The sequence below is a fragment of the Curtobacterium flaccumfaciens genome, assembly GCF_004361695.1.
GTDB classification, from domain to species: Bacteria; Actinomycetota; Actinomycetes; order Actinomycetales; family Microbacteriaceae; genus Curtobacterium; species Curtobacterium flaccumfaciens_B.
Window position 1 is genome coordinate 117,480 of record NZ_SNVW01000012.1, and the last position, 17,959, is coordinate 135,438.

The window sequence follows — 17,959 nt, forward strand, 5'->3', positions numbered from 1 at the left end:
TGGCGGACCCGCACCGCGCCTCCAGGCCCGCACCGACCCCCGGACCGACGCGAGCCGTCGTCAGGACTCGGTGTCGTCGACCAGCAGGTCCTCGTGGCGGAGGTCGTCCGACCGCAGCCCCGCCCGCGCGATCATGTGCGTCGACACCGGCACCAGGAACAGCTGGAACACCATGATCGGCAGGACGACCCACAGCGCCGTCCACGTCCACACGGCCACCACGATCGCCGCGAGGGCGAACGCCAACCCGAGCACCTGCGGCTTCGCCATCGCGTGCAGACGCACCAGCGGGTCCGGGAAGCGGACGATGCCGACGCCGGCCCCGAGCGACAGCACGGACCCGACGAGCAGCAGGCCGAGCGCGACCCACGCACGGACACCCGCGCCGTCGATGAAGCCCTGGATGGTGTCGATCACGAGCGGTCCTCCGGAGTCGAGGCGGTCGGGCCGTCGTCGGCGGGATCCGACGACGGTGTGACGGCCCGGGCGACCGCGATCGTCGCGAAGACGCTGGTCGCGGCGATGACCACGAGCACGGGGATGCCGGTGAGGTCCTGCCGGACGACCATCGCCGCCGCGATCACGATCAGCGCCGTGGTCAGCACCATGTCCGAGCCGATCATCCGGTCGAGGATCGTCGGACCGCGCACGATCCGGAAGACCGCGAGCCCGAGCGCCACCCCGAGCAGGGCGAGCACGAGGGCGATGCCGATCCCCATCACGACGACCGCGGCGCTCATCGGTTCACCTCCGGCAGCGGCTCGGACAGTTCGGAGACGTCCAGTTTCGACCCGAGTGCCCGGATGACCAGGGTCTCGATGCCGAGCGCCTCACGCCGAGCGGCGTCGACCTGCTCGCTGCGTTCCGTGTCGAGCACGTGCAGCAGCAGCCGCCGTCGGCGCAGGTCGACGTCGGCGACGTACGACCCGGGCACGAGCGAGATCGCGAGGGTCGCCAGGGTGAAGGTCATCTCGGAGGTGGTGTGCAGCTGCACGAGGGAGATCGAGCTGCGACGCACCCCGCGGGGACGGAACGCGACCCACGCGACCCGGAACGAGGCCACGACCACGAGCCCGGCCCAGACCACCAGGAACCAGGCGAAGTGCGGGATCGAGAACCGCGCGGACAGCGGCACCGGGGGCAGCGGGAGCGCCTGGGTCACGAGCAGCGCGACGACGATCCCGCAGAGCAGCGTCAGCGGCGTCCACGACCCCCAGAGCAGCGCCCACAGGATCGTCAGACCCGCGACCAGCGGCACGTCGTACCGCCACGCCACGGCGATGCGGCGTGCGTTCGTGATGCGACGCGTGCTGTCGGCGCTCATCGCGTTCCCCCGAGCACGGCCTGCACGTACCGGTCCGGCGACTCGAGCGACTCCGCCGCGCGGGTCGCGTAGCCGTAGAGCGGACCGGCGACGATGGTGAGGGCGACCGACCCGAGGACCGCGACCGTCGTCACGCCGACGAGCATGCGCGGCAGTTTCACACGGGTGGGCGCCTCGCCGACACCGGCCTGCGTGTCCGTCGATGCGGTCTCCGGACTGGAGGCGCGGCTCGCGTGGGGTGCATCGGTGACCGTCGCGGATCCGCCCGGGTGGTACGCCTCGCCGCTCTCCTCGGAGACCGTCAGCGGCGCGGGTTCCGGTGACCGGAGGTGCGCGTGCGGCTCGGCGGCGGTCACGTGCGGGGCCGCGGCCTCGGCCGCCGGCTTCGGCCGCCAGAAGGCGGCGTCCCAGACGCGCATGAGTGCGTAGAGGGTGAGGAGGCTCGTCACGACCCCGGCGGCGATCGTCACGTACGCGAGCGGCGAGCCGTCCTCGGCGGCGGCCCGGAACAGCCCGAGCTTGCCGATGAACCCGGAGAACGGTGGGATCCCGCCCAGGTTGAACGCCGGGATCAGGTAGAGCGCCGCCAGGAGCGGAGCGGCCTTGAGCAAGCCGCCGAGCGACCGCGTCGAGGTGGTCCCCCCGACGCGTTCCATCAACCCCGACACCAGGAACAACGTCGTCTGCACGACGATGTGGTGCACCGTGTAGAACACCGCGGCCGCCGTCCCCGCGACCGTCCCGAGCCCGACGCCCATCACCATGAAGCCGATGTGGCTGATGAGGGTGAAGGACAGCAGCCGTTTCACGTCGGTCTGCGAGACGGCGCCGAGCACGCCGACCACCATCGTCAGCACCGCGACGACGAGCAGCACGGTGTTGAGCTGTGGCCGGGGGAAGATGATCGTCTCGAGGCGGATGATCGCGTAGATGCCGACCTTCGTCAGCAGGCCGGCGAACACCGCCGTGACCGGGGCCGGCGCGGTCGGGTACGAGTCCGGCAGCCAGAACGCCAGCGGGAACACGGCCGCCTTGATGCCGAACCCGATGAGCAGCATCGTGTGGAGGAGCAGCTGCACGTGCTCCGGCAGGCCGGCGACGCGCTCGCTGATCTGCGCGATGTTCACGGTGCCGGTCGCCCCGTACACGAGGCCGATCGCGGCGAGGAAGATCGCCGACGCGATGAGGCTCGTCACGATGTACGTCGTGCCGGCCCGGACGCGCTGCTCGCTGCCGCCCAGGGTGATGAGCACGTAGCTCGCCACCAGGAGCATCTCGAACGCGACGTAGAGGTTGAAGAGGTCACCCGCGATGAACGAGTCGAGGACGCCCGCCGCGAGCACGAGGTAGGTCGGGTAGAAGATCGTCACCGGGGCTTCGCCGTCGTCCGCCGCGAGCCCCTGCCCGATCGAGAACAACAGGACGATGAGCAGCACGCTCGCGCTCACCGTCAGGAGCAGCGCGCTCAGCCGGTCGACGACGAGCGAGATGCCGTACGGCGCCTGCCACCCGCCGACCTGCACCACGATCGTGCCGTGCTGGTCGACCAGGACCATGAGGGTCGCGGCGACGGCCAACGCCACGACGAGGACCACGACGGTGATCGCGCGCTGCAGCTTCTGGTGCCGGAGGAGTCCGAGCGCGACCGCGGCACCGAGGAGCGGGACGAGGACGAGGAGTGGGACGAGCCAGGTCATCGGGTCGCCTCCTGTTCTGCGTCGGTGGTGGTCTCGGGGTCGTCGATCGGGTCGTCGTCGGCCGGGTCGTCGCGCTCGCGGCCGATCGCGCGGTCGGCCTCGTCGACCTCGACCTCGTCGGCGCGGGACAGCTTCCAGGAGCGGTGGATCAGCGCGAGCAGGAAGGCGCTGACCGCGAAGGTGATGACGATCGCGGTCAGGGCGAACGCCTGCGGGAGCGGGTCGGTGATGCCGTCGGAGGTCTTGCCGATCGGTGGGTTCCCCGCGGCGCCGGACATCGTCAGGAGGAGGAGGTTGAGGGCGTTGCCGAGCAGCAGGAAGCCGAGCAGCATCCGGGTCAGCGACCGTTCGAGCAGCAGGTAGACCCCGCAGGAGAACAGCACCGCCATCGCGATGACGAGGACCAGGGTGACGGTCATACCGCGCTCCCTTCCGGCGTGGGCGCCTGGGCATTGTCGTGCGGTGAGGACTCGGTGGTGTCCCGGGTCGGGGCGGAGGCGTCCTCGAGACGCTGCCGGTCCACTTCGGCGCCGAGGCTGCGGAGCACGTCGAGCACCAGGCCGACGACCACGAGGTAGACCCCGATGTCGAAGAACGTGGCGGTGACGAACTCGACGTGGCCGAGCACCGGGACCGTGGCCTCGAAGAACTCCGAGTAGAGGGCGTCCTTGCCGAAGAACATCGGCACGATCGCCGTGACGGCCGCCGTCGCGACACCGAGCCCGAGCAGTCGACCCGCACGGACCGGAGCCGCGGCGCCGAGCTCCGCCGGGCCACCGGCCAGGTACCGGGCCGCGAGCGCGATGCCCGCCACCAGGCCGCCCGCGAAGCCGCCGCCGGCCGCGTTGTGCCCGGCGAACAGCAGGTACACCGACAGCACGATGAGCCCGTGGAAGAGCAGTCGCACGACCACGTCGAGGAGTGCCGACCGGCCGGTCGGGATCGCCGCACTCGTGGGCAGCCAGGCACGCGGTTCGCCGTCGGGCCGGTGCTTGTCGTCCGCGACGGTCGAGGGCAGGTCGCGGAGACGGGGGAGGGTGTCCTCGCGCGAGTTCACGAAGATCAGGCTCGCGACACCGGTGGCCGCGGCGACGACGACCGTCAGCTCGCCGAGGGTGTCCCAGCCCCGCAGGTCGACGAGCGCCACGTTCACCACGTTGAGGCCGTGCCCGAACGAGCTCGTCAGCGCCGGCAGGTCCGGCCAGAGCGGCTCGGCGGTCCGGGCCGACGCGGCGACCACCACGACGACCGCCAGCGTCAACCCGGCGAGCCCGGCGAACAGCGCCCGGACGACCCGGAAGCGGGACGGGTTCGTCGTGGCGATCCGCGGTGGGAGCCGGCGGAGCACGAGCACGAACGCGATGAGCGTCACCGTCTCGACCACCATCTGCGTCAGCGCGAGGTCGACCGCGCCGTGCAGGACGAACAGCACGGACATGCCGTAGCCGGTCACCCCCACCAGGACGGCCGCGGCGAACCGGGTCTTCGCGGTGAGGACGGCGATCGCCGCGATCGACATCACGATGACGACCGGGATCTGCCCCCACGAGTCGGCGAACCGGACGTGGAACGCCCAGGGGCCGCCGACCGCCAGGTTCACGAGCGCGCCCGCGACGAAGACCGACAGGATCACCGTCAGGTAGTAGGGGAGCGAGCCGCGCTGGACCCCGGCGGTGAGCCCCGTCGCCACCCGGTCCAGCCCGCGCATCAGGTGCCGGTACGTGCCCGAGGCGCTCGGGAACCCGGCGAGCTGGTGCTGCAGCGCCTCGACCGGACGGCGCAGCGCGAAGAGTGCGAGACCACCCACCAAGGTCACGGCGGACAGGCCGAGTGCGGGCTCGAGACCGTGCCAGAGTGCGAGGTGCGGTACGGCCTCGCCCGGCAGGGCCGCTGCGCTCGCCGCGGGTTCGATGCCGTGCGCGACGACCGGCGTGAGCAGGCCGAGCGCGAGCCCGGTGAGGGCCAGCACCGACGGCACGACGCCGAGGCCGTGCAACCGGTGCGGCTCGGTCTGGGCCACTCCGGGCTTCCGGGCGAACGCGCCCCAGAGGAAGCGGAGGGAGTACGCCACGGTGAGGACCGAACCGACGGTCACGCCGACGAGCGCGAACCAGGCCCACCCGGCGTCCGGACCGTGCAGGGCCTCGATGAAGCCGGTGAGCACTGCCTCCTTCGCGACGAACCCGAAGGTCGGCGGGATGCCGGCCATCGAGAGGAGCGCGAGGACGGCCACCACGGCGAGCCACGGGCGCTTCCGTCCGAGGCCGCTCAACCGCCCGAGGTCGCGGGTGCCGGTCACGTGGTCGATCGCGCCGACGACCAGGAACAGGGTCGACTTGAACGCCGCGTGCGCCACGAGCAGAGCCACCCCGCCGAGGGCGACCGCGGGCGCTCCCCACCCGGCGGCGAGCACGAGGAACCCGAGTTGGGCGACCGTGCCGTAGGCCAGCAGCAGCTTGAGGTCGGTCTGCCGGAGCGCGCGGTACCCGCCGACGAGCATGCCGAGCACCCCGAGCATCGTGATGGTCTCGCGCCACCCGTCGAGCAGCGCGAACGCGGGGGCGAGCCGGGCCACCAGGTAGATCCCGGCCTTCACCATCGCCGCGGCGTGCAGGTAGGCGCTGACCGGCGTCGGCGCGGCCATCGCCGCGGGGAGCCAGAAGTGGAACGGGACGATCGCCGACTTCGTCAGGGCGCCGAGGAGCACGAGCACCACGGAGACGGAGACCACCGTGCCCGACGGCGGGTCGGCGACGATCCCGGAGAGCGACGTCGTCCCCGCTGCGACCGACAACATGACGAGGCCGGCGAGCATCGCCAGGCCGCCGGCGGTCGTGACGACGAGGGCCTGCATCGCGGCCGCGCGGCTCGCCCGCTTGGCGGCGTCGTGACCGATGAGCAGGTACGAGAAGACCGTCGTGGCCTCCCACAGCACGAAGAGCACGATGACGTCGTCGGCCACGACCAGCCCGTACATCGACCCGGCGAAGGCGGTCAGGACCCCGGCGAACCGGCCGAGTGCGGGTTCGCGCGGCTCGAAGTACGACGCGCAGTAGACGAGCACGAGCGCACCGACCACGGAGACCACGAGGGCGAGCACCCACGACAGCGCGTCCATCCGCAGGGCGATCGCGAGGTCGAGCTGCGGCACCCACGTGAACCGCTCCGTGACACCACCGTGCAGCGCCGGACCGGTCTGCACGACCGTGAGGACCGCGGCGGCGGCCGGGGCGAGGGCCGCGACGTAGAAGACGCGACGGCCGAGGACGGGGGTCAGGGCGGGGACGATCAGGGCGACGATCGCGAACGCGACGAGGACGGTGACCATCGGGCACCTCCTCGGGGTCGGGCTGCAGTCCGGCTCACTGGGCCCTCACAGCCTACGAAGAGTGGGATGTGGAGAACCTGTGCGACCGGACAGGCTGGGCCGCCCGGACTCAGGGCACGAGCACCACTCTGCCCGCGCCCGCACCGCTCTGTCCGGCCCAGACCGATGCGACGTCCGACATCCGCACCGCGGTCGCGTCGACCCCGATCGTGCCGTCCGCGATCGCCGCCACGATGTGCGGGAGCTCCGCGACGAATGCGGCGCGACCGACCGATCCCTGGCCGCTGCCGACGATGGTGAGGCCGGACGCGCGGAGTGCTGCGGACGGGATCTGCGCCTCCTGGCCGGCGGTCGACCCGATCGCGATCCAGTCGAGCCGGCGTCCGCGGTCGGCGCGCGCGGTGACGAGGGCGCGCATGACGTCGGCGGCGGGCTGGCCCCAGACGTAGTCGATGACGACGTCCACGTCGGCGGCTGCGACACCCACCGCCTCGGCGTCCCCGAGCGGCACGACCACGTCCGCACCGATCCCGGTCAGCGTCGCGAGTCGACCCGCGTCGCGACCGCTCGCGACCACGTGGGACGCACCAAGGTGCTTCGCGACCTGCACGGCGGCGCGGCCGGACGCCCCGGTGACACCGAGGACGAGTGCGCGGCTGCCCGGCGTGAACGTGATCCGGCGCCGGAGTGCGACCCAGGACGACATGACGGGGTTCGCACCCGCGGCGACCGCGACGGGGTCGGCGCCGTCCGGCAGCACGACGCTGGCGCGGGGATCGACGGCGACCCGCTCGGCCATGGTGCCGCGGGTGTCGCTCGCGACGGCGAAGTAGCGGAGTGACCCATCCGGGAACCGCCCGACCCCGTCGACGCCCGGGACGAGGGGGAGTGCCCCCTCGCTCGTGTAGTGCGACCCGTCGGCCTGGGACCGGACGCGCGGGTGGAGCCCGGCCGCGACGACGTCGGCGACGACCTCGCCGGGGCCCGCGGCCGGTTCGTCGAACTCCTGCCAGGTCGGGACGTGGCCGAACTCGGTGACGACTGCTGCGTGCATAGTGTCCTCCTGTTGATTCGTGATACGAACAAAGTAGTTCGCATCACGAAGTTCGTCAACTAGGCTGGCCCCGTGCAGGAGATGACCGAGGACGAGCAGCTCGTCGATGCCCTGGGTGAGGCCGCGTTCCGGACGATGGGGCCGCTCACCGGGCTCGCGGCCGACGCGGGGTTGTCGCTGACGCAGCTCCGGGTCCTCGCGATCCTGCGCGACCGTCGTCTCCGGATCGGTGACCTGGCCCAGTACCTCGGGCTCGAGAAGTCGACGATGACCGGGCTGGTGGCGCGTGCGGAGAAGAAGGGGCTGCTCGCGCGGCATCCGAACGCGGACGACGCCCGCGCGGTGGACGTCGTGATCACCGCCGCCGGCCTCGAGGTCGCTCGATCGCTCGAGGGTGCGATCCGCGATGCACTGCAGCCGCTCACTGCTCGGTTGCCGGAGCCGGACCGGCGGCAGCTGCGCGCGCTCCTGGAGCGGATGCTCCGCTGAGCCCTCAGCGACCGTGTGCGCGTGACGGGATCTGGGTCGCGAGCTTGCCGCCCGAGACGTCGAGCAACGTCCCCGTGATGTACCCGGCGGCGTCGCTCGCCACGAACACGAGCAGGTCGGCGACGTCGTCCGGCGTCTCCCACCGGCGGAGCGACAGGGTGTCGAGCAGCCGGTCCTGTGCCGCCGACGGCATCGTCGCGAAGCCGTTCATCGCCGTCGGGACCATGCCCGGCGCGTAAGCGTTGACGGTGATGTCCCACGGACCGAGCTCGGATGCGAGCACCCGGGTGAACGCGACCACCGCGGACTTCGAGGCGGCGTAGGCGGCGCTGCCGACGCTCGGGACGATCGCGGCGAAGGACGCGGCGTTGATGATCCGCCCGCGTCCGGCGGCCTGCATCACGGGTGCGACCGCCTGGCTCATCAGGAAGGTGCCGCCGAGGTTCACGTCCATGCACCGGCGCCAGGCATCCCACTCGAGGTCGGCGACCGTGCCCTCGACGTTGATGCCGGCGTTGTTCACCAGCACGTCGATCGTCCCGTGGCGCGCGACGACCTCGTCCACGGCGGCCCGGACCGAGTCCGGATCGGCGACGTTGCAGACGACGTGGTCGATCGAGTCGGTGGTGGTCGGGTCGTCGTCGAACGCCAGGTCGAACGCGACGACCCGGCACCCCTCGGCGGCGAAGCGTTCGGCGATCCGGTGACCGATCCCGCGCGCGGCGCCGGTGACGATCACCACCCGGTCGGTCAGGTCGAGGTGCATCGGTGCTCCCGTCGTCGCGGCCACGGCGTTGCGGCCTTGAATAGGCATACCATTCAAGCATGGCGGATCAGCGTGTGCTCTGGATCACCGGTGCGGGAAGCGGCATGGGGGCGGCGGTGGCGACCGCCGCGGCCCGAGACGGGTGGACGGTGGTGCTCAGCGGGCGCCGCGCCGACCGGTTGGAGCAGGTCGCGACGGCGATCCGGGCGGCGGGCGGCGCCGCCGACGTCCTGCCCCTCGATGCGGGAGACCAGACCGCGGTCGCCGATGCCCGTGATGCGGTGGCACGTCGGCACGGCAGGCTCGACGGACTCGTCCTCGCCGCCGGCCTCAACGCACCGCGGCGACGCTGGGACGACCAGTCCCTCCCCGACTTCCGCGCGATCGTCGACACGAACCTCACGGCCGTCGTCACCGTCGTCGACGCCGCACTGCCTGCTCTGCGCGAGTCCGGCGGCGTGGTCGTCGTGGTCTCGTCCTACGCGGGCTGGTCCTTCCAGCCCGGCGCCGGTGTCGCGTACTCGGCGAGCAAGACCGCGCTCGGGTCGGTCGTCCGCACGCTCAACCAGCAGGAGGCACCGCACGGCGTCCGTGCCACGCACCTCTGCCCGGGCGACGTCGCCACCGACTTCCTCGAGCAGCGTCCGTCGGTGCCGGACGCTGCTGCGCGAGCGGTGATGCTGCAGCCGGAGGACATCGCGCGCACGGTGTCCTTCGTCCTGGAGGCTCCGCCGTACATGCGCGTCGACGAGCTCGTCGTCAGCCCCGTGTCCCAGCGGTGACGAGCACCTTCGACCGGGTGCGGGACGAGCTCGGCAGCGCCATCGTCACGGGCATCCTGCCGGCGTGGCACCGGGACAGCATCGACGGGTTCGTCGTCCGGACGGGCGCCAGCCGCAGCATCGTGCGCGAGGCCGTCCGTGTCCTGGTCGGGTGCGGGCTCCTCTCCGCGCGACGCCGGACCGGACTCCTCGTGCAGCCGCCAGGGGCGTGGGACGTCACCGATCCGCTCGTGCTCGGCTGGCAGCTCGCCGGACCGGACCGCGACCGGGTCCTCTCCGAACTGCGAGCCGTGCGCCGCGCGGTGGAACCCGCTGCCGCGGCGGCCGCCGCCGAGGCCGTCTCGAGAGGCCGTGTCATCCGGCCGCACGAGCCCGGCTTCCTGGCGGACCTGGTCACACCCGACCCGCTCGTCGAGCTGCTCGCGAGCGCGACCGTCATGTCGGAGTGGACGGACGCGGACGACGCGGCCACGTTCCTCCAGGCCGACCTCCAGCTGCACCGGAGTCTGCTGACGCTGTCCGGCAACGCGTTCTTCATCCGGCTCGGGCGGGTCACCGCCCGCGCACTCGACGAACGCGCGAGCATCCGCCCGGACGTGCACGACGTCGGACTGCACGTCCGGCTGGCCCACGCGGTGGCGGACGGCGATCCCGCCGTCGCGGCGGCGACCATGACGGAGATCATCGACCGCACCGACGTGGTGCAGCCGCCCGTCGCGTAGGGCTCCGCGAGCATAGGGTCGAGGGGTTCGAAGGAGAGCACATGCCGTTCACCGACCTCGTCCCCGACCCGACCGCGCTCGAGCGGATCGCCACCGGCAGCACCTGGGCGGAGGGCCCGTGCTGGATCCCGGCCAGTCGCACCCTGCGGTGGTCGGACATCCCCGGCGACCGGATCCTGCAGTGGCACGCCGACACCGGCACCGTCGACGCGTACGCCGAGGGGGTCGAGTTCACCAACGGCCGGACCCTCGACCGCGACGGCAGCGTGGTGCAGTGCTCGCACGGGCTCCGGCGGGTCGAACGCGACCGCGACGGTGTCGTCACGCCGATCGTCGACGGGTGGAACGGCGTCCGGCTGAACTCTCCGAACGACGTCGTCGTGGCGCGGGACGGCAGCGTCTGGTTCACCGACCCGGCGTACGGGATCACCCAGCCGCGCGAGGGGCACCCGGGCGACCGCGAGTACGGCGACCACTGGGTCTTCGTGTGCGGCCCCGACGGCGAGGACCTGCGACCGGTCGCGGTCGACCTCGACGAACCGAACGGGCTGGCGTTCGACCCGTCCGAGCGGGTGCTCTACATCGCGAGCTCGTCCGCCGAGGAGCCCGTCATCCGCGCGTACGACCGCGACGGCGTCCGGCTCAAGAACGGGCGCGTGTTCGCCAGGCTCGAGCCCGGGGAGGGCGCGCCGGACGGCATCCGCGTCGACGTGCACGGCAACGTGTGGTCGTCGTCGCACCGGGGCGTGGTCGTGTTCGACCCGAGCGGGGCCCGTCTCGGGGAGGTACCCGTACCGGAGACGGTGGCGAACCTCTGCTTCGGTGGGGACGACGGGACGACGCTGTTCGTCGCCGCCACCACCTCGATCCACCGCATCGCCACCACGACCACGGACGCCGCCGCCCGGTGACCCCTCGGTCGTGGGCGCCTGCCGTATCCTGACTCGGCCATGCAGTGCGACTACTTCGACCGCGGGGTGTGCCGCTCGTGCACGCTCATGGGGCAGCCGTACGCCGACCAGGTCCTCGACAAGGAGATCCGGACGCGGGAACTCCTGCGGGACGCGGTCGACGCCGCGGGCAGCCCGGGCAGCCCAGGCGACCCGGGCGGTCCGGGCGACGTCGAGTGGCTGCCGCCGATCACCAGCCCGGAGTCCGGCTACCGCAACAAGGCGAAGATGGTCGTCGGCGGGACCGTGCAGCGGCCGACGGTGGGGATCCTCGACCACCGACAGCGCGGCGTCGACCTGCGGCACTGCGGCATCTGCACTCCAGGGATCCGGCACGCGCTGCCGATCCTGGCGGACTTCATCGCGGGCACCGGCCTGATCCCCTACGACGTCGCCGCACGTCGGGGCGAGCTGAAGTACGTGCTCGTCACCGAGTCACCCGACGGGGAGCTCATGGTGCGCTTCGTCCTGCGCTCCGAGGGGCAGCTCCCGACACTCCGGCAGCACCTCGACGCCCTGCGGGCCGTCCTGCCGAACGCGGTGGTCGTCACCGCGAACCTGCTGCCCGAGCACAAGGCCGTGACCGAGGGGGAGCGGGAGATCGTGCTCACCGAGCAGGAGACGCTGCCGATGCGCCTCGGCCCGGTCACGATGCACCTCCGCCCGCAGAGCTTCTTCCAGACCAACACCCACGTGGCGACGGAGCTGTACGCGCAGGCGTCGGCGTGGATCGACGAGGTGGCACCGGCGTCCATGTGGGACCTCTACTGCGGGGTCGGTGGCTTCGCCCTGCACGCCGCACGCCCCGGCCGGGCGGTGACGGGCATCGAGACCAGCCGTGAGGCCATCCGGTCCGCGAAGCAGTCCGCGCGCGAGGCGGGCCTGACGGACGTCCGGTTCGCGGCGGACGACGCGACCGAGCACGCGCTGCGTTCCCGCCCTGGTGCGACGCCGGAGCTCGTGCTCGTGAACCCGCCGCGCCGCGGCATCGGCGAGGCGCTGTCGACCTGGCTCGAGGCCTCCGACGTGCAGCACGTCGTCTACTCGAGCTGCAACCCGGTCACCCTGGCGAAGGACCTGGCCCGGATGCCGTCGCTGCGCCTGCGGCGCGTTCGGGTGCTCGACATGTTCCCGCAGACGGGGCACCTCGAGGCGGTCACCCTCCTGTCGCGGAGGTGACCAGGAGGCGGACGGGAGGCGCGGATCACCGCCGCCACGTGCCTCCAGGTCGTCATTGCCAGGGAATTGCCAAGGTGACGTACCCGGGTACGCCGCGATCGCCACGCACATGGGCATCGGCGCGTACAGGTTGATGGTCGGGGGACATAGCACTCCTGGGTAGAACCGTTTGTCTCGGTTTGATAACAGTCAAGAGTTTCCTATGGTGGCCGACCGAGGCGCCCCCGGCACGAGACCACTGCCCCCGGAGGCGCACCCCACGACTCGACCGCGATCGGTCGGGACGGGCAGTGGCGATCGGCAATGTCGGGCATCCGGCACGAGATCCGTGGTCCCGGTGGAGCAATCACATGAAGAAGCTTTCCCGCACCCGCACCATCGTCGGCGGCCTCGCGTTCGCCGGCATCGCCGCGACCGGTGTCGGCCTCGCCGCTGCCCCCGCGAACGCGGCCTCCGGTTCGACCTGGGACGCCCTCGCGCAGTGCGAGTCCGGCGGCAACTGGGCGATCAACACCGGCAACGGCTACTACGGCGGCCTGCAGTTCACCCTCGGCACCTGGCAGGCGAACGGCGGCGCGGGCAACCCGGCCTCCGCGGGCCGTGATGCCCAGATCGCCGTCGCCGAGCGCGTCCTCGCCTCGCAGGGCTGGGGCGCCTGGCCGGCCTGCTCCGCGAAGCTCGGGCTGAGGGGCACCACCGGTGCTGCCCCGCAGGCCGCGGCACCCGCACCGGCCCCGGCTCCCGCCCCGCAGGCTGCCGCACCGCAGCCGGCGGCTCCCAGCGCACCGGCGGCTCCGCAGGCCCCGGCCGTGCAGGCTGCTCCGGCGGCCCCGGCTGCGCCCGCGAAGCCGGCCCCGGTGAAGACGAGCGGCAAGACGTACACGATCGTCTCCGGCGACACCCTCGACAGCATCGCCACGAAGCTGCACATCGACGGTGGCTGGAACGAGCTCTGGGCCGCGAACACGTCGACCATCGACAACGCGGACCTCGTGTACGCCGGGCAGACGCTGCAGCTCCCGGCCTGACGTCCGAGCTGATCGCACCGACGCCCCCGCGACCCACCGGTCGCGGGGGCGTTTTGCTGTGTCGGCGCGCTACTGCGGGTTGTCGGCCAGCCACCCGGCGAGGTCGTCCGAGCGCAGCGACTGGGACAGTGACTGCACGTCGAGGGCGTTCACGGCGACGTAGGACTGCCCGTCGGGCGAGGTCCCGCCGCCCGCGGTCGGCAGCGTGAAGGTGTGCAGGTCGGAGCTCCGGGCGTCCCGCAGCGACCAGCCGAGGCCGACGAGGGTCCGGAAGTCCAGGCCGTCGTCCACCGCGAGGTGCGCACTCGTCGCGGTGACGAAGTCCTGGATGCGGCCGGGGTCCGTGACGGTCCCCTTCGAGAGCACGCCGTCGAGCACGCCGCGCATGAACGCCTGCTGGTTCCGCACCCGGGTGTGGTCGGCGTCGGCGAAGGCGTACCGTTCGCGGACGAACGACAGGGCCTGGTCGCCGTCGAGCCGGTTGGCGCCCCGCGTGAAGTGCTCCCCGGAGCGTGTCGTGAAGTCGTTCGCCGACTGCACCGTGACGCCGCCGAGCGCGTCGGTGACGTCACGGAACCCCGCGAAGTCGATCTCGGCGACGTGGTCGACCCGGATGTCCAGGAGCTGCTCGACGGTCTGCACGGTCAGGGGCACGCCGCCCCAGGAGTACGCGGCGTTGATCTTCGCCGTCCCGTGGCCGGGGACCTCGACCCACGAGTCCCGCATGATCGACATGAGGTAGACCCCGGTCCGGTCGGCCGGGACGTGCGCCAGCATGAGGGTGTCCGAGCGCCCGCCGGTCGCGCCGTCCCGGCTCGGGTCGTGCTCCGCCCGGGAGTCCGAGCCGATGAGCAGGATGTTCTCGGCACCGTCGGACGCGGCGGGGCGGGCGCCGGACGGGAACGGGTCGGCGATGACGTCCGTGCCGGCGTCGTAGCTGCGGGCGAGGCCGCCGACGAAGACACTGGCGACGACGGCGATCACCGTGGCGATGCCGACGAGGGAGCCGAGGGTCGCGAGGAGTGCGACGAGGGCCGGGCGCTTCCGCTTCCCCGTCCGCTTGCGGGGGCTTCCCGCGGGGGTGGCGGCTGCGGCTTCGGCTGCTGCACGGGCTGCTCGGCGCTCGGACATCGGGGCTCCTGCGGGTTGGGTCGCGTCGGACCTGACGCCGACCGGACCAGCCTACAGCATGTGGTATATCAAACGCGAGGGAATCAGGAGTGCGGACCCCGGCCGCGCGAGACCAGTGCTGCGAGCGCCCCGCGCAGGGCCGGGTCGTCGGGCAGGACGTCACGCTCGATGTGCCGCGCGGTCTCCCACGCCTGCCGGCCGTGCTCGGTCACGGTGACGACCCGCCGCCGTCGGTCCTCGGGGTGTGGCGAGCGTTCGACCAGCCCGTCCCGCTCCATCCGCTCGAGCGTGCGGGACATGGTCTGCGGCTGGACGCGTGCCGCCCGCGCCAGGGTGTCGGCGCCCGTGGGTCCGGTCCGGATGAGGATGTCGATGGCGATCAGCGCGGCGTGCGGCAGCCCGATCGCCCGGAGTCGCTCGTCCCAGTCCCGTTCGACGGCCCGCGCCGCAGCCGAGAGGAGGCGGCCGAGTGGCCAGCCGTCGGGGGCGTCGTCCATGGGGTGAGTCTACGGGCGGCGATCCGGCGGTCCGTCTAGTAATCAGCATGCTGACGATTGGAGTACGCTCACCCTCGTGTCCCGCTTCCTCCGCATCGTCCTCCCCGCGCTCGTCATCGTGGTCTGGCTCGCGATCGCCTCCGTCGGCGGTCCGTTCTTCGGCAAGATCTCCGAGGTCTCCACGAACGACCAGACCTCGTTCCTGCCGGCCTCGGCGGACGCCACCAAGGTGCAGGAGCGCTCGTCCGAGTTCCGGAAGGCCTCTGGTGCACCGGCGATCATCGTCCTGTCGCGCGGGACGGGACTCACCGCCGCCGACCGGTCCGCCGCGGACACCCTCGCCACCCGGTTGGGCGACCGCGACGACGTCCAGGGCGTCAGCCCCGTGATCCCGAGCGAGGACGGCGACGCGCTCGAGATCGTCGCGACGCTCACCCAGGCGGCCGAGACGGGCGACACGGTCGAGGCGATCCGCGCCGACGTCGACGACGCCCTGCCGTCCGGACTGCAGGGCTACGTCACCGGTCCGGCCGGGTTCACCGCCGACCTGACCGAGGCGTTCGCGGGCATCGACGGGCTGCTGCTCGGGGTGGCGCTCGCCGCGGTCTTCGTGATCCTCATCATCGTGTACCGATCACCGCTCCTGCCGATCCTCGTGCTCGGCACCGCGACCTTCGCCCTCTGCGCGTCGATCCTCGTCGTGTGGTGGCTGGCGAAGGCGGACGTCGTCACCGTCAACGGCCAGGTGCAGGGCATCCTCTCGATCCTCGTCATCGGCGCCGCGACGGACTACGCGCTCCTCTACACGTCGCGCTTCCGTGAGGCCCTGCGCGACCACCGGACGGGCTGGGACGCCACGAAGGCCGCGCTCCGCGGGAGCCTCGAGCCGATCCTGGCCTCCGGCGGCACCGTCATCGTCGGCGTGCTCTGCCTGCTGCTCTCCGACCTCAACTCGAACAAGGCGCTCGGACCGGTCGCGGCGATCGGGATCGCCTTCAGCCTGCTCGCCGCCCTCACGCTGCTGCCCGCGCTGCTGCTCGCCTTCCGTCGGGCCGCGTTCTGGCCGCTGCGTCCCGCGTACGGCAGCGCCCACCCCGTCGTGACCGGTCCGGACGCGCGGGGGCTGTGGGCGAAGGTCGGTCGGCTCGTCGCCCGGCGCTCGCGGACGGTCTGGATCGTCTGCACGGTGGGGCTCCTCGCGATGGGCGCGGGTCTCGTCGGGCTCAAGGCCGACGGGGTGCCGCAGAGCGACCTCGTCATCGGGAGCTCGCAGGCGCGCGACGGTCAGGACGTGCTCGCCGACCACTTCCCGGGCGGCTCCGGCAGCCCGGCGCAGGTCATCGGGGCCGAGCGCGACCTCGACCGGCTCGTCGACGCGATCACCGCGGTCGACGGGGTCGACGGGGTCGTCGCCGCGGCGAAGGACTCCCCTTCGGGCACCGTGCCGGTCACCGGCAATGGTGCTCCCGGTTCGCCCACCGTGTCCCGCGGGGACGTCCTGCTCGAGGCCACCCTGTCCGAGCCCGCCGACTCCGACGCCGCCGAGCAGACCGTGCGTGACCTCCGGACCGCCGTCGAGCGGGTCGACCCGGACGCGATCGTCGGCGGCGTCACCGCCACGGCCGTCGACACGAACGACACCGGCATCCGCGACCGGTCGGTCATCATCCCGGTGGTCCTCGTCGTGATCCTGCTCATCCTGATGCTGCTGCTCCGGAGCATCGTCGCGCCGCTCGTGCTCATCGGCAGCGTGATCGTGTCGTTCGCCGCGGCCCTCGGGGTCGGTGCGCTCGTGTTCGACCACGTGTTCCACTTCCCCGGTGCCGACCCGAGCGTCCCGCTGTACTCGTTCGTGTTCCTCGTGGCACTCGGCGTGGACTACAACATCTTCCTCATGACACGGGTCCGCGAGGAGGCCCTCCGGCACGGGCCACGCGAGGGCGTGCTCCGCGGCCTCGGGGTCACCGGCGGGGTGATCACCTCGGCAGGCGTCGTCCTCGCGGCGACGTTCGCGGCCCTCGGCGTCATCCCGATCCTGTTCCTCGTGCAGATCGCCTTCGTCGTCGCGTTCGGCGTCCTGCTCGACACGATCGTCGTCCGGTCCCTGCTCGTGCCGGCCCTGACGTACGACCTCGGCCGTCGCGCGTGGTGGCCGTCGCGCCTGTCGCGTCCGACCCATCACATGTGACACGCTGGGCGCATGCCAGTTCCTTCGACGCAGCCCGCAGCCGAGCGGAAGCTCCTCCGTGACACCGTCCAGGACAAGATCCGCGACGCCATCATGGACGGCACCCTCGAGCCGGGCGAGCGCCTCAACGACGACGACCTGATCGCGTGGCTCGGTGTCTCCCGGACCCCCATCCGCGAGGCACTGGCGGAACTGGCCCGCGCCGGCCTCATCGAGATGGCGCCGAACCGCTACACGCGGGTCGCGGCGCCGACGAAGGACGAACTGCTCGACGCGTACCGGACGCTCGGCGTGATCTACGGCGGCGTCGCCCGGCTCGCGACCCCGCGGTTCACCGACGCCCAGCGCAAGAAGGTCGTCAAGATGCTCGACGACGTCACCGCGCAGGTCGAGCGGCAGCAGCAGGGCGAGGTCGCGCAGAACGGCGCCGACATCTACGCGATCTGGGCGGACCACTGCGGCAACCCGTCGCTCGAGCAGCTCTGCAAGTCGACGACCGACGGACTCGCGTTCAAGCTCCGGGTGCCGGAGCTCGCCGAACTCGTGCCGGCCGACGTCGTCCTGCCGGAGCTCGCCAACCTGAAGGCGGCCGTGCAGGCGAAGGACCCGATCGCCGCGGAACTCGCCATGGAGGCGATCCACCTGCTCCCGTCGCGCGGCTAGCGCTCCGGACGCGACCCGTCGACGGCCTGGAGGCGCGGGGGCCGCGGGGCCCCCCCCCCCCCCCCCGGCGGGGGGCCCCCCCCCCCCACACCCCTAGTAAGTTAGGGTGTAGGAAAGTGGCCGCGGGCCAGATAAATACCCAGCCCCACCCAGAGAGGGAC

Annotated in this window: 18 protein-coding genes; 8 read left to right on the plus strand and 10 right to left on the minus strand. The window is 72.2% G+C overall.

All coding sequences use genetic code 11. The annotated features are described in order from the left end of the window. Window positions 1–60: 60 nt before the first annotated feature. From mnhG to EDF64_RS15470, 7 genes are all read right to left on the minus strand, one after another. Window positions 61–417 carry a monovalent cation/H(+) antiporter subunit G gene (gene mnhG / locus EDF64_RS15440; RefSeq protein WP_133520842.1) on the minus strand — a complete coding sequence of 119 codons (357 nt, stop codon included), beginning with the start codon at window positions 415–417 and terminating at the stop codon, window positions 61–63. After that, window positions 414–740, minus strand: coding sequence for a sodium:proton antiporter (locus EDF64_RS15445; protein WP_133520843.1), 327 nt, complete (start codon window positions 738–740; stop codon window positions 414–416). Before EDF64_RS15445 ends, mnhG begins: the two co-directional genes overlap by 4 nt. Then, window positions 737–1,324 (minus strand): Na+/H+ antiporter subunit E, encoded by a 588-nt coding sequence (locus EDF64_RS15450; RefSeq protein WP_133520844.1) that lies wholly within the window; start codon window positions 1,322–1,324, stop codon window positions 737–739. Before EDF64_RS15450 ends, EDF64_RS15445 begins: the two co-directional genes overlap by 4 nt. Continuing rightward, window positions 1,321–3,021, minus strand: coding sequence for a Na+/H+ antiporter subunit D (locus EDF64_RS15455; RefSeq protein ID WP_133520845.1), 1,701 nt, complete (start codon window positions 3,019–3,021; stop codon window positions 1,321–1,323). Before EDF64_RS15455 ends, EDF64_RS15450 begins: the two co-directional genes overlap by 4 nt. After that, window positions 3,018–3,440, minus strand: coding sequence for a Na(+)/H(+) antiporter subunit C (locus tag EDF64_RS15460; protein ID WP_133520846.1), 423 nt, complete (start codon window positions 3,438–3,440; stop codon window positions 3,018–3,020). Before EDF64_RS15460 ends, EDF64_RS15455 begins: the two co-directional genes overlap by 4 nt. Continuing rightward, a complete protein-coding gene (locus tag EDF64_RS15465; protein ID WP_133520847.1) occupies window positions 3,437–6,349 on the minus strand; it encodes a Na+/H+ antiporter subunit A in 2,913 nt (970 codons plus the stop codon). The genes EDF64_RS15460 and EDF64_RS15465 overlap by 4 nt, the downstream gene beginning before the upstream one ends. A gap of 109 nt (window positions 6,350–6,458) precedes the next feature. Further along, the gene (locus EDF64_RS15470; RefSeq protein ID WP_133520848.1) at window positions 6,459–7,403 is read right to left on the minus strand and encodes a quinone oxidoreductase family protein; all 945 of its coding nucleotides are present in this window, start codon (window positions 7,401–7,403) and stop codon (window positions 6,459–6,461) included. A gap of 81 nt (window positions 7,404–7,484) precedes the next feature. On the opposite strand from EDF64_RS15470, the gene EDF64_RS15475 reads away from it, so the two are divergent. After that, window positions 7,485–7,892 (plus strand): MarR family winged helix-turn-helix transcriptional regulator, encoded by a 408-nt coding sequence (locus EDF64_RS15475; protein WP_133520867.1) that lies wholly within the window; start codon window positions 7,485–7,487, stop codon window positions 7,890–7,892. Between the two features lie 4 nt (window positions 7,893–7,896). Here the strand turns inward: EDF64_RS15475 and EDF64_RS15480 are convergent, their stop codons facing one another. Next, complete coding sequence (locus EDF64_RS15480; protein WP_133520868.1) at window positions 7,897–8,658, minus strand: SDR family NAD(P)-dependent oxidoreductase; 762 nt, start codon at window positions 8,656–8,658, stop codon at window positions 7,897–7,899. 59 nt (window positions 8,659–8,717) lie between these two features. On the opposite strand from EDF64_RS15480, the gene EDF64_RS15485 reads away from it, so the two are divergent. The 5 genes from EDF64_RS15485 (at window position 8,718) to EDF64_RS15505 (ending at window position 13,319) form a co-directional block, all read left to right on the plus strand. Beyond that, window positions 8,718–9,440: an SDR family oxidoreductase gene (locus tag EDF64_RS15485; RefSeq protein ID WP_133520849.1), complete on the plus strand. Its 723-nt coding sequence runs from the start codon at window positions 8,718–8,720 to the stop codon at window positions 9,438–9,440. Next, the gene (locus EDF64_RS15490) at window positions 9,437–10,162 is read left to right on the plus strand and encodes a FadR/GntR family transcriptional regulator (protein ID WP_133520850.1); all 726 of its coding nucleotides are present in this window, start codon (window positions 9,437–9,439) and stop codon (window positions 10,160–10,162) included. Before EDF64_RS15485 ends, EDF64_RS15490 begins: the two co-directional genes overlap by 4 nt. A gap of 41 nt (window positions 10,163–10,203) precedes the next feature. Then, on the plus strand, window positions 10,204–11,073 hold the full coding sequence (locus EDF64_RS15495) for an SMP-30/gluconolactonase/LRE family protein (protein WP_133520851.1): 870 nt from the start codon (window positions 10,204–10,206) through the stop codon (window positions 11,071–11,073). 39 nt (window positions 11,074–11,112) lie between these two features. Next, window positions 11,113–12,291, plus strand: coding sequence for a 23S rRNA (uracil(747)-C(5))-methyltransferase RlmC (gene rlmC, locus EDF64_RS15500; protein WP_133520852.1), 1,179 nt, complete (start codon window positions 11,113–11,115; stop codon window positions 12,289–12,291). A 350-nt stretch (window positions 12,292–12,641) separates the two neighbouring features. Next, window positions 12,642–13,319: a transglycosylase family protein gene (locus EDF64_RS15505; protein ID WP_133520853.1), complete on the plus strand. Its 678-nt coding sequence runs from the start codon at window positions 12,642–12,644 to the stop codon at window positions 13,317–13,319. 69 nt (window positions 13,320–13,388) lie between these two features. Here the strand turns inward: EDF64_RS15505 and EDF64_RS15510 are convergent, their stop codons facing one another. Further along, the gene (locus EDF64_RS15510; RefSeq protein ID WP_133520854.1) at window positions 13,389–14,450 is read right to left on the minus strand and encodes an LCP family protein; all 1,062 of its coding nucleotides are present in this window, start codon (window positions 14,448–14,450) and stop codon (window positions 13,389–13,391) included. 83 nt (window positions 14,451–14,533) lie between these two features. Next, window positions 14,534–14,947 carry a MarR family winged helix-turn-helix transcriptional regulator gene (locus EDF64_RS15515; protein ID WP_133520855.1) on the minus strand — a complete coding sequence of 138 codons (414 nt, stop codon included), beginning with the start codon at window positions 14,945–14,947 and terminating at the stop codon, window positions 14,534–14,536. A gap of 76 nt (window positions 14,948–15,023) precedes the next feature. Here EDF64_RS15515 and EDF64_RS15520 point away from each other — a divergent pair, with 76 nt between their 5' ends. Together EDF64_RS15520 and EDF64_RS15525 are read left to right on the plus strand one after the other, a co-directional pair. Then, a complete protein-coding gene (locus EDF64_RS15520; protein ID WP_133520856.1) occupies window positions 15,024–17,135 on the plus strand; it encodes an MMPL family transporter in 2,112 nt (703 codons plus the stop codon). Between the two features lie 12 nt (window positions 17,136–17,147). Further along, window positions 17,148–17,798 carry a GntR family transcriptional regulator gene (locus EDF64_RS15525; RefSeq protein WP_133520857.1) on the plus strand — a complete coding sequence of 217 codons (651 nt, stop codon included), beginning with the start codon at window positions 17,148–17,150 and terminating at the stop codon, window positions 17,796–17,798. Window positions 17,799–17,959: the final 161 nt, after the last annotated feature.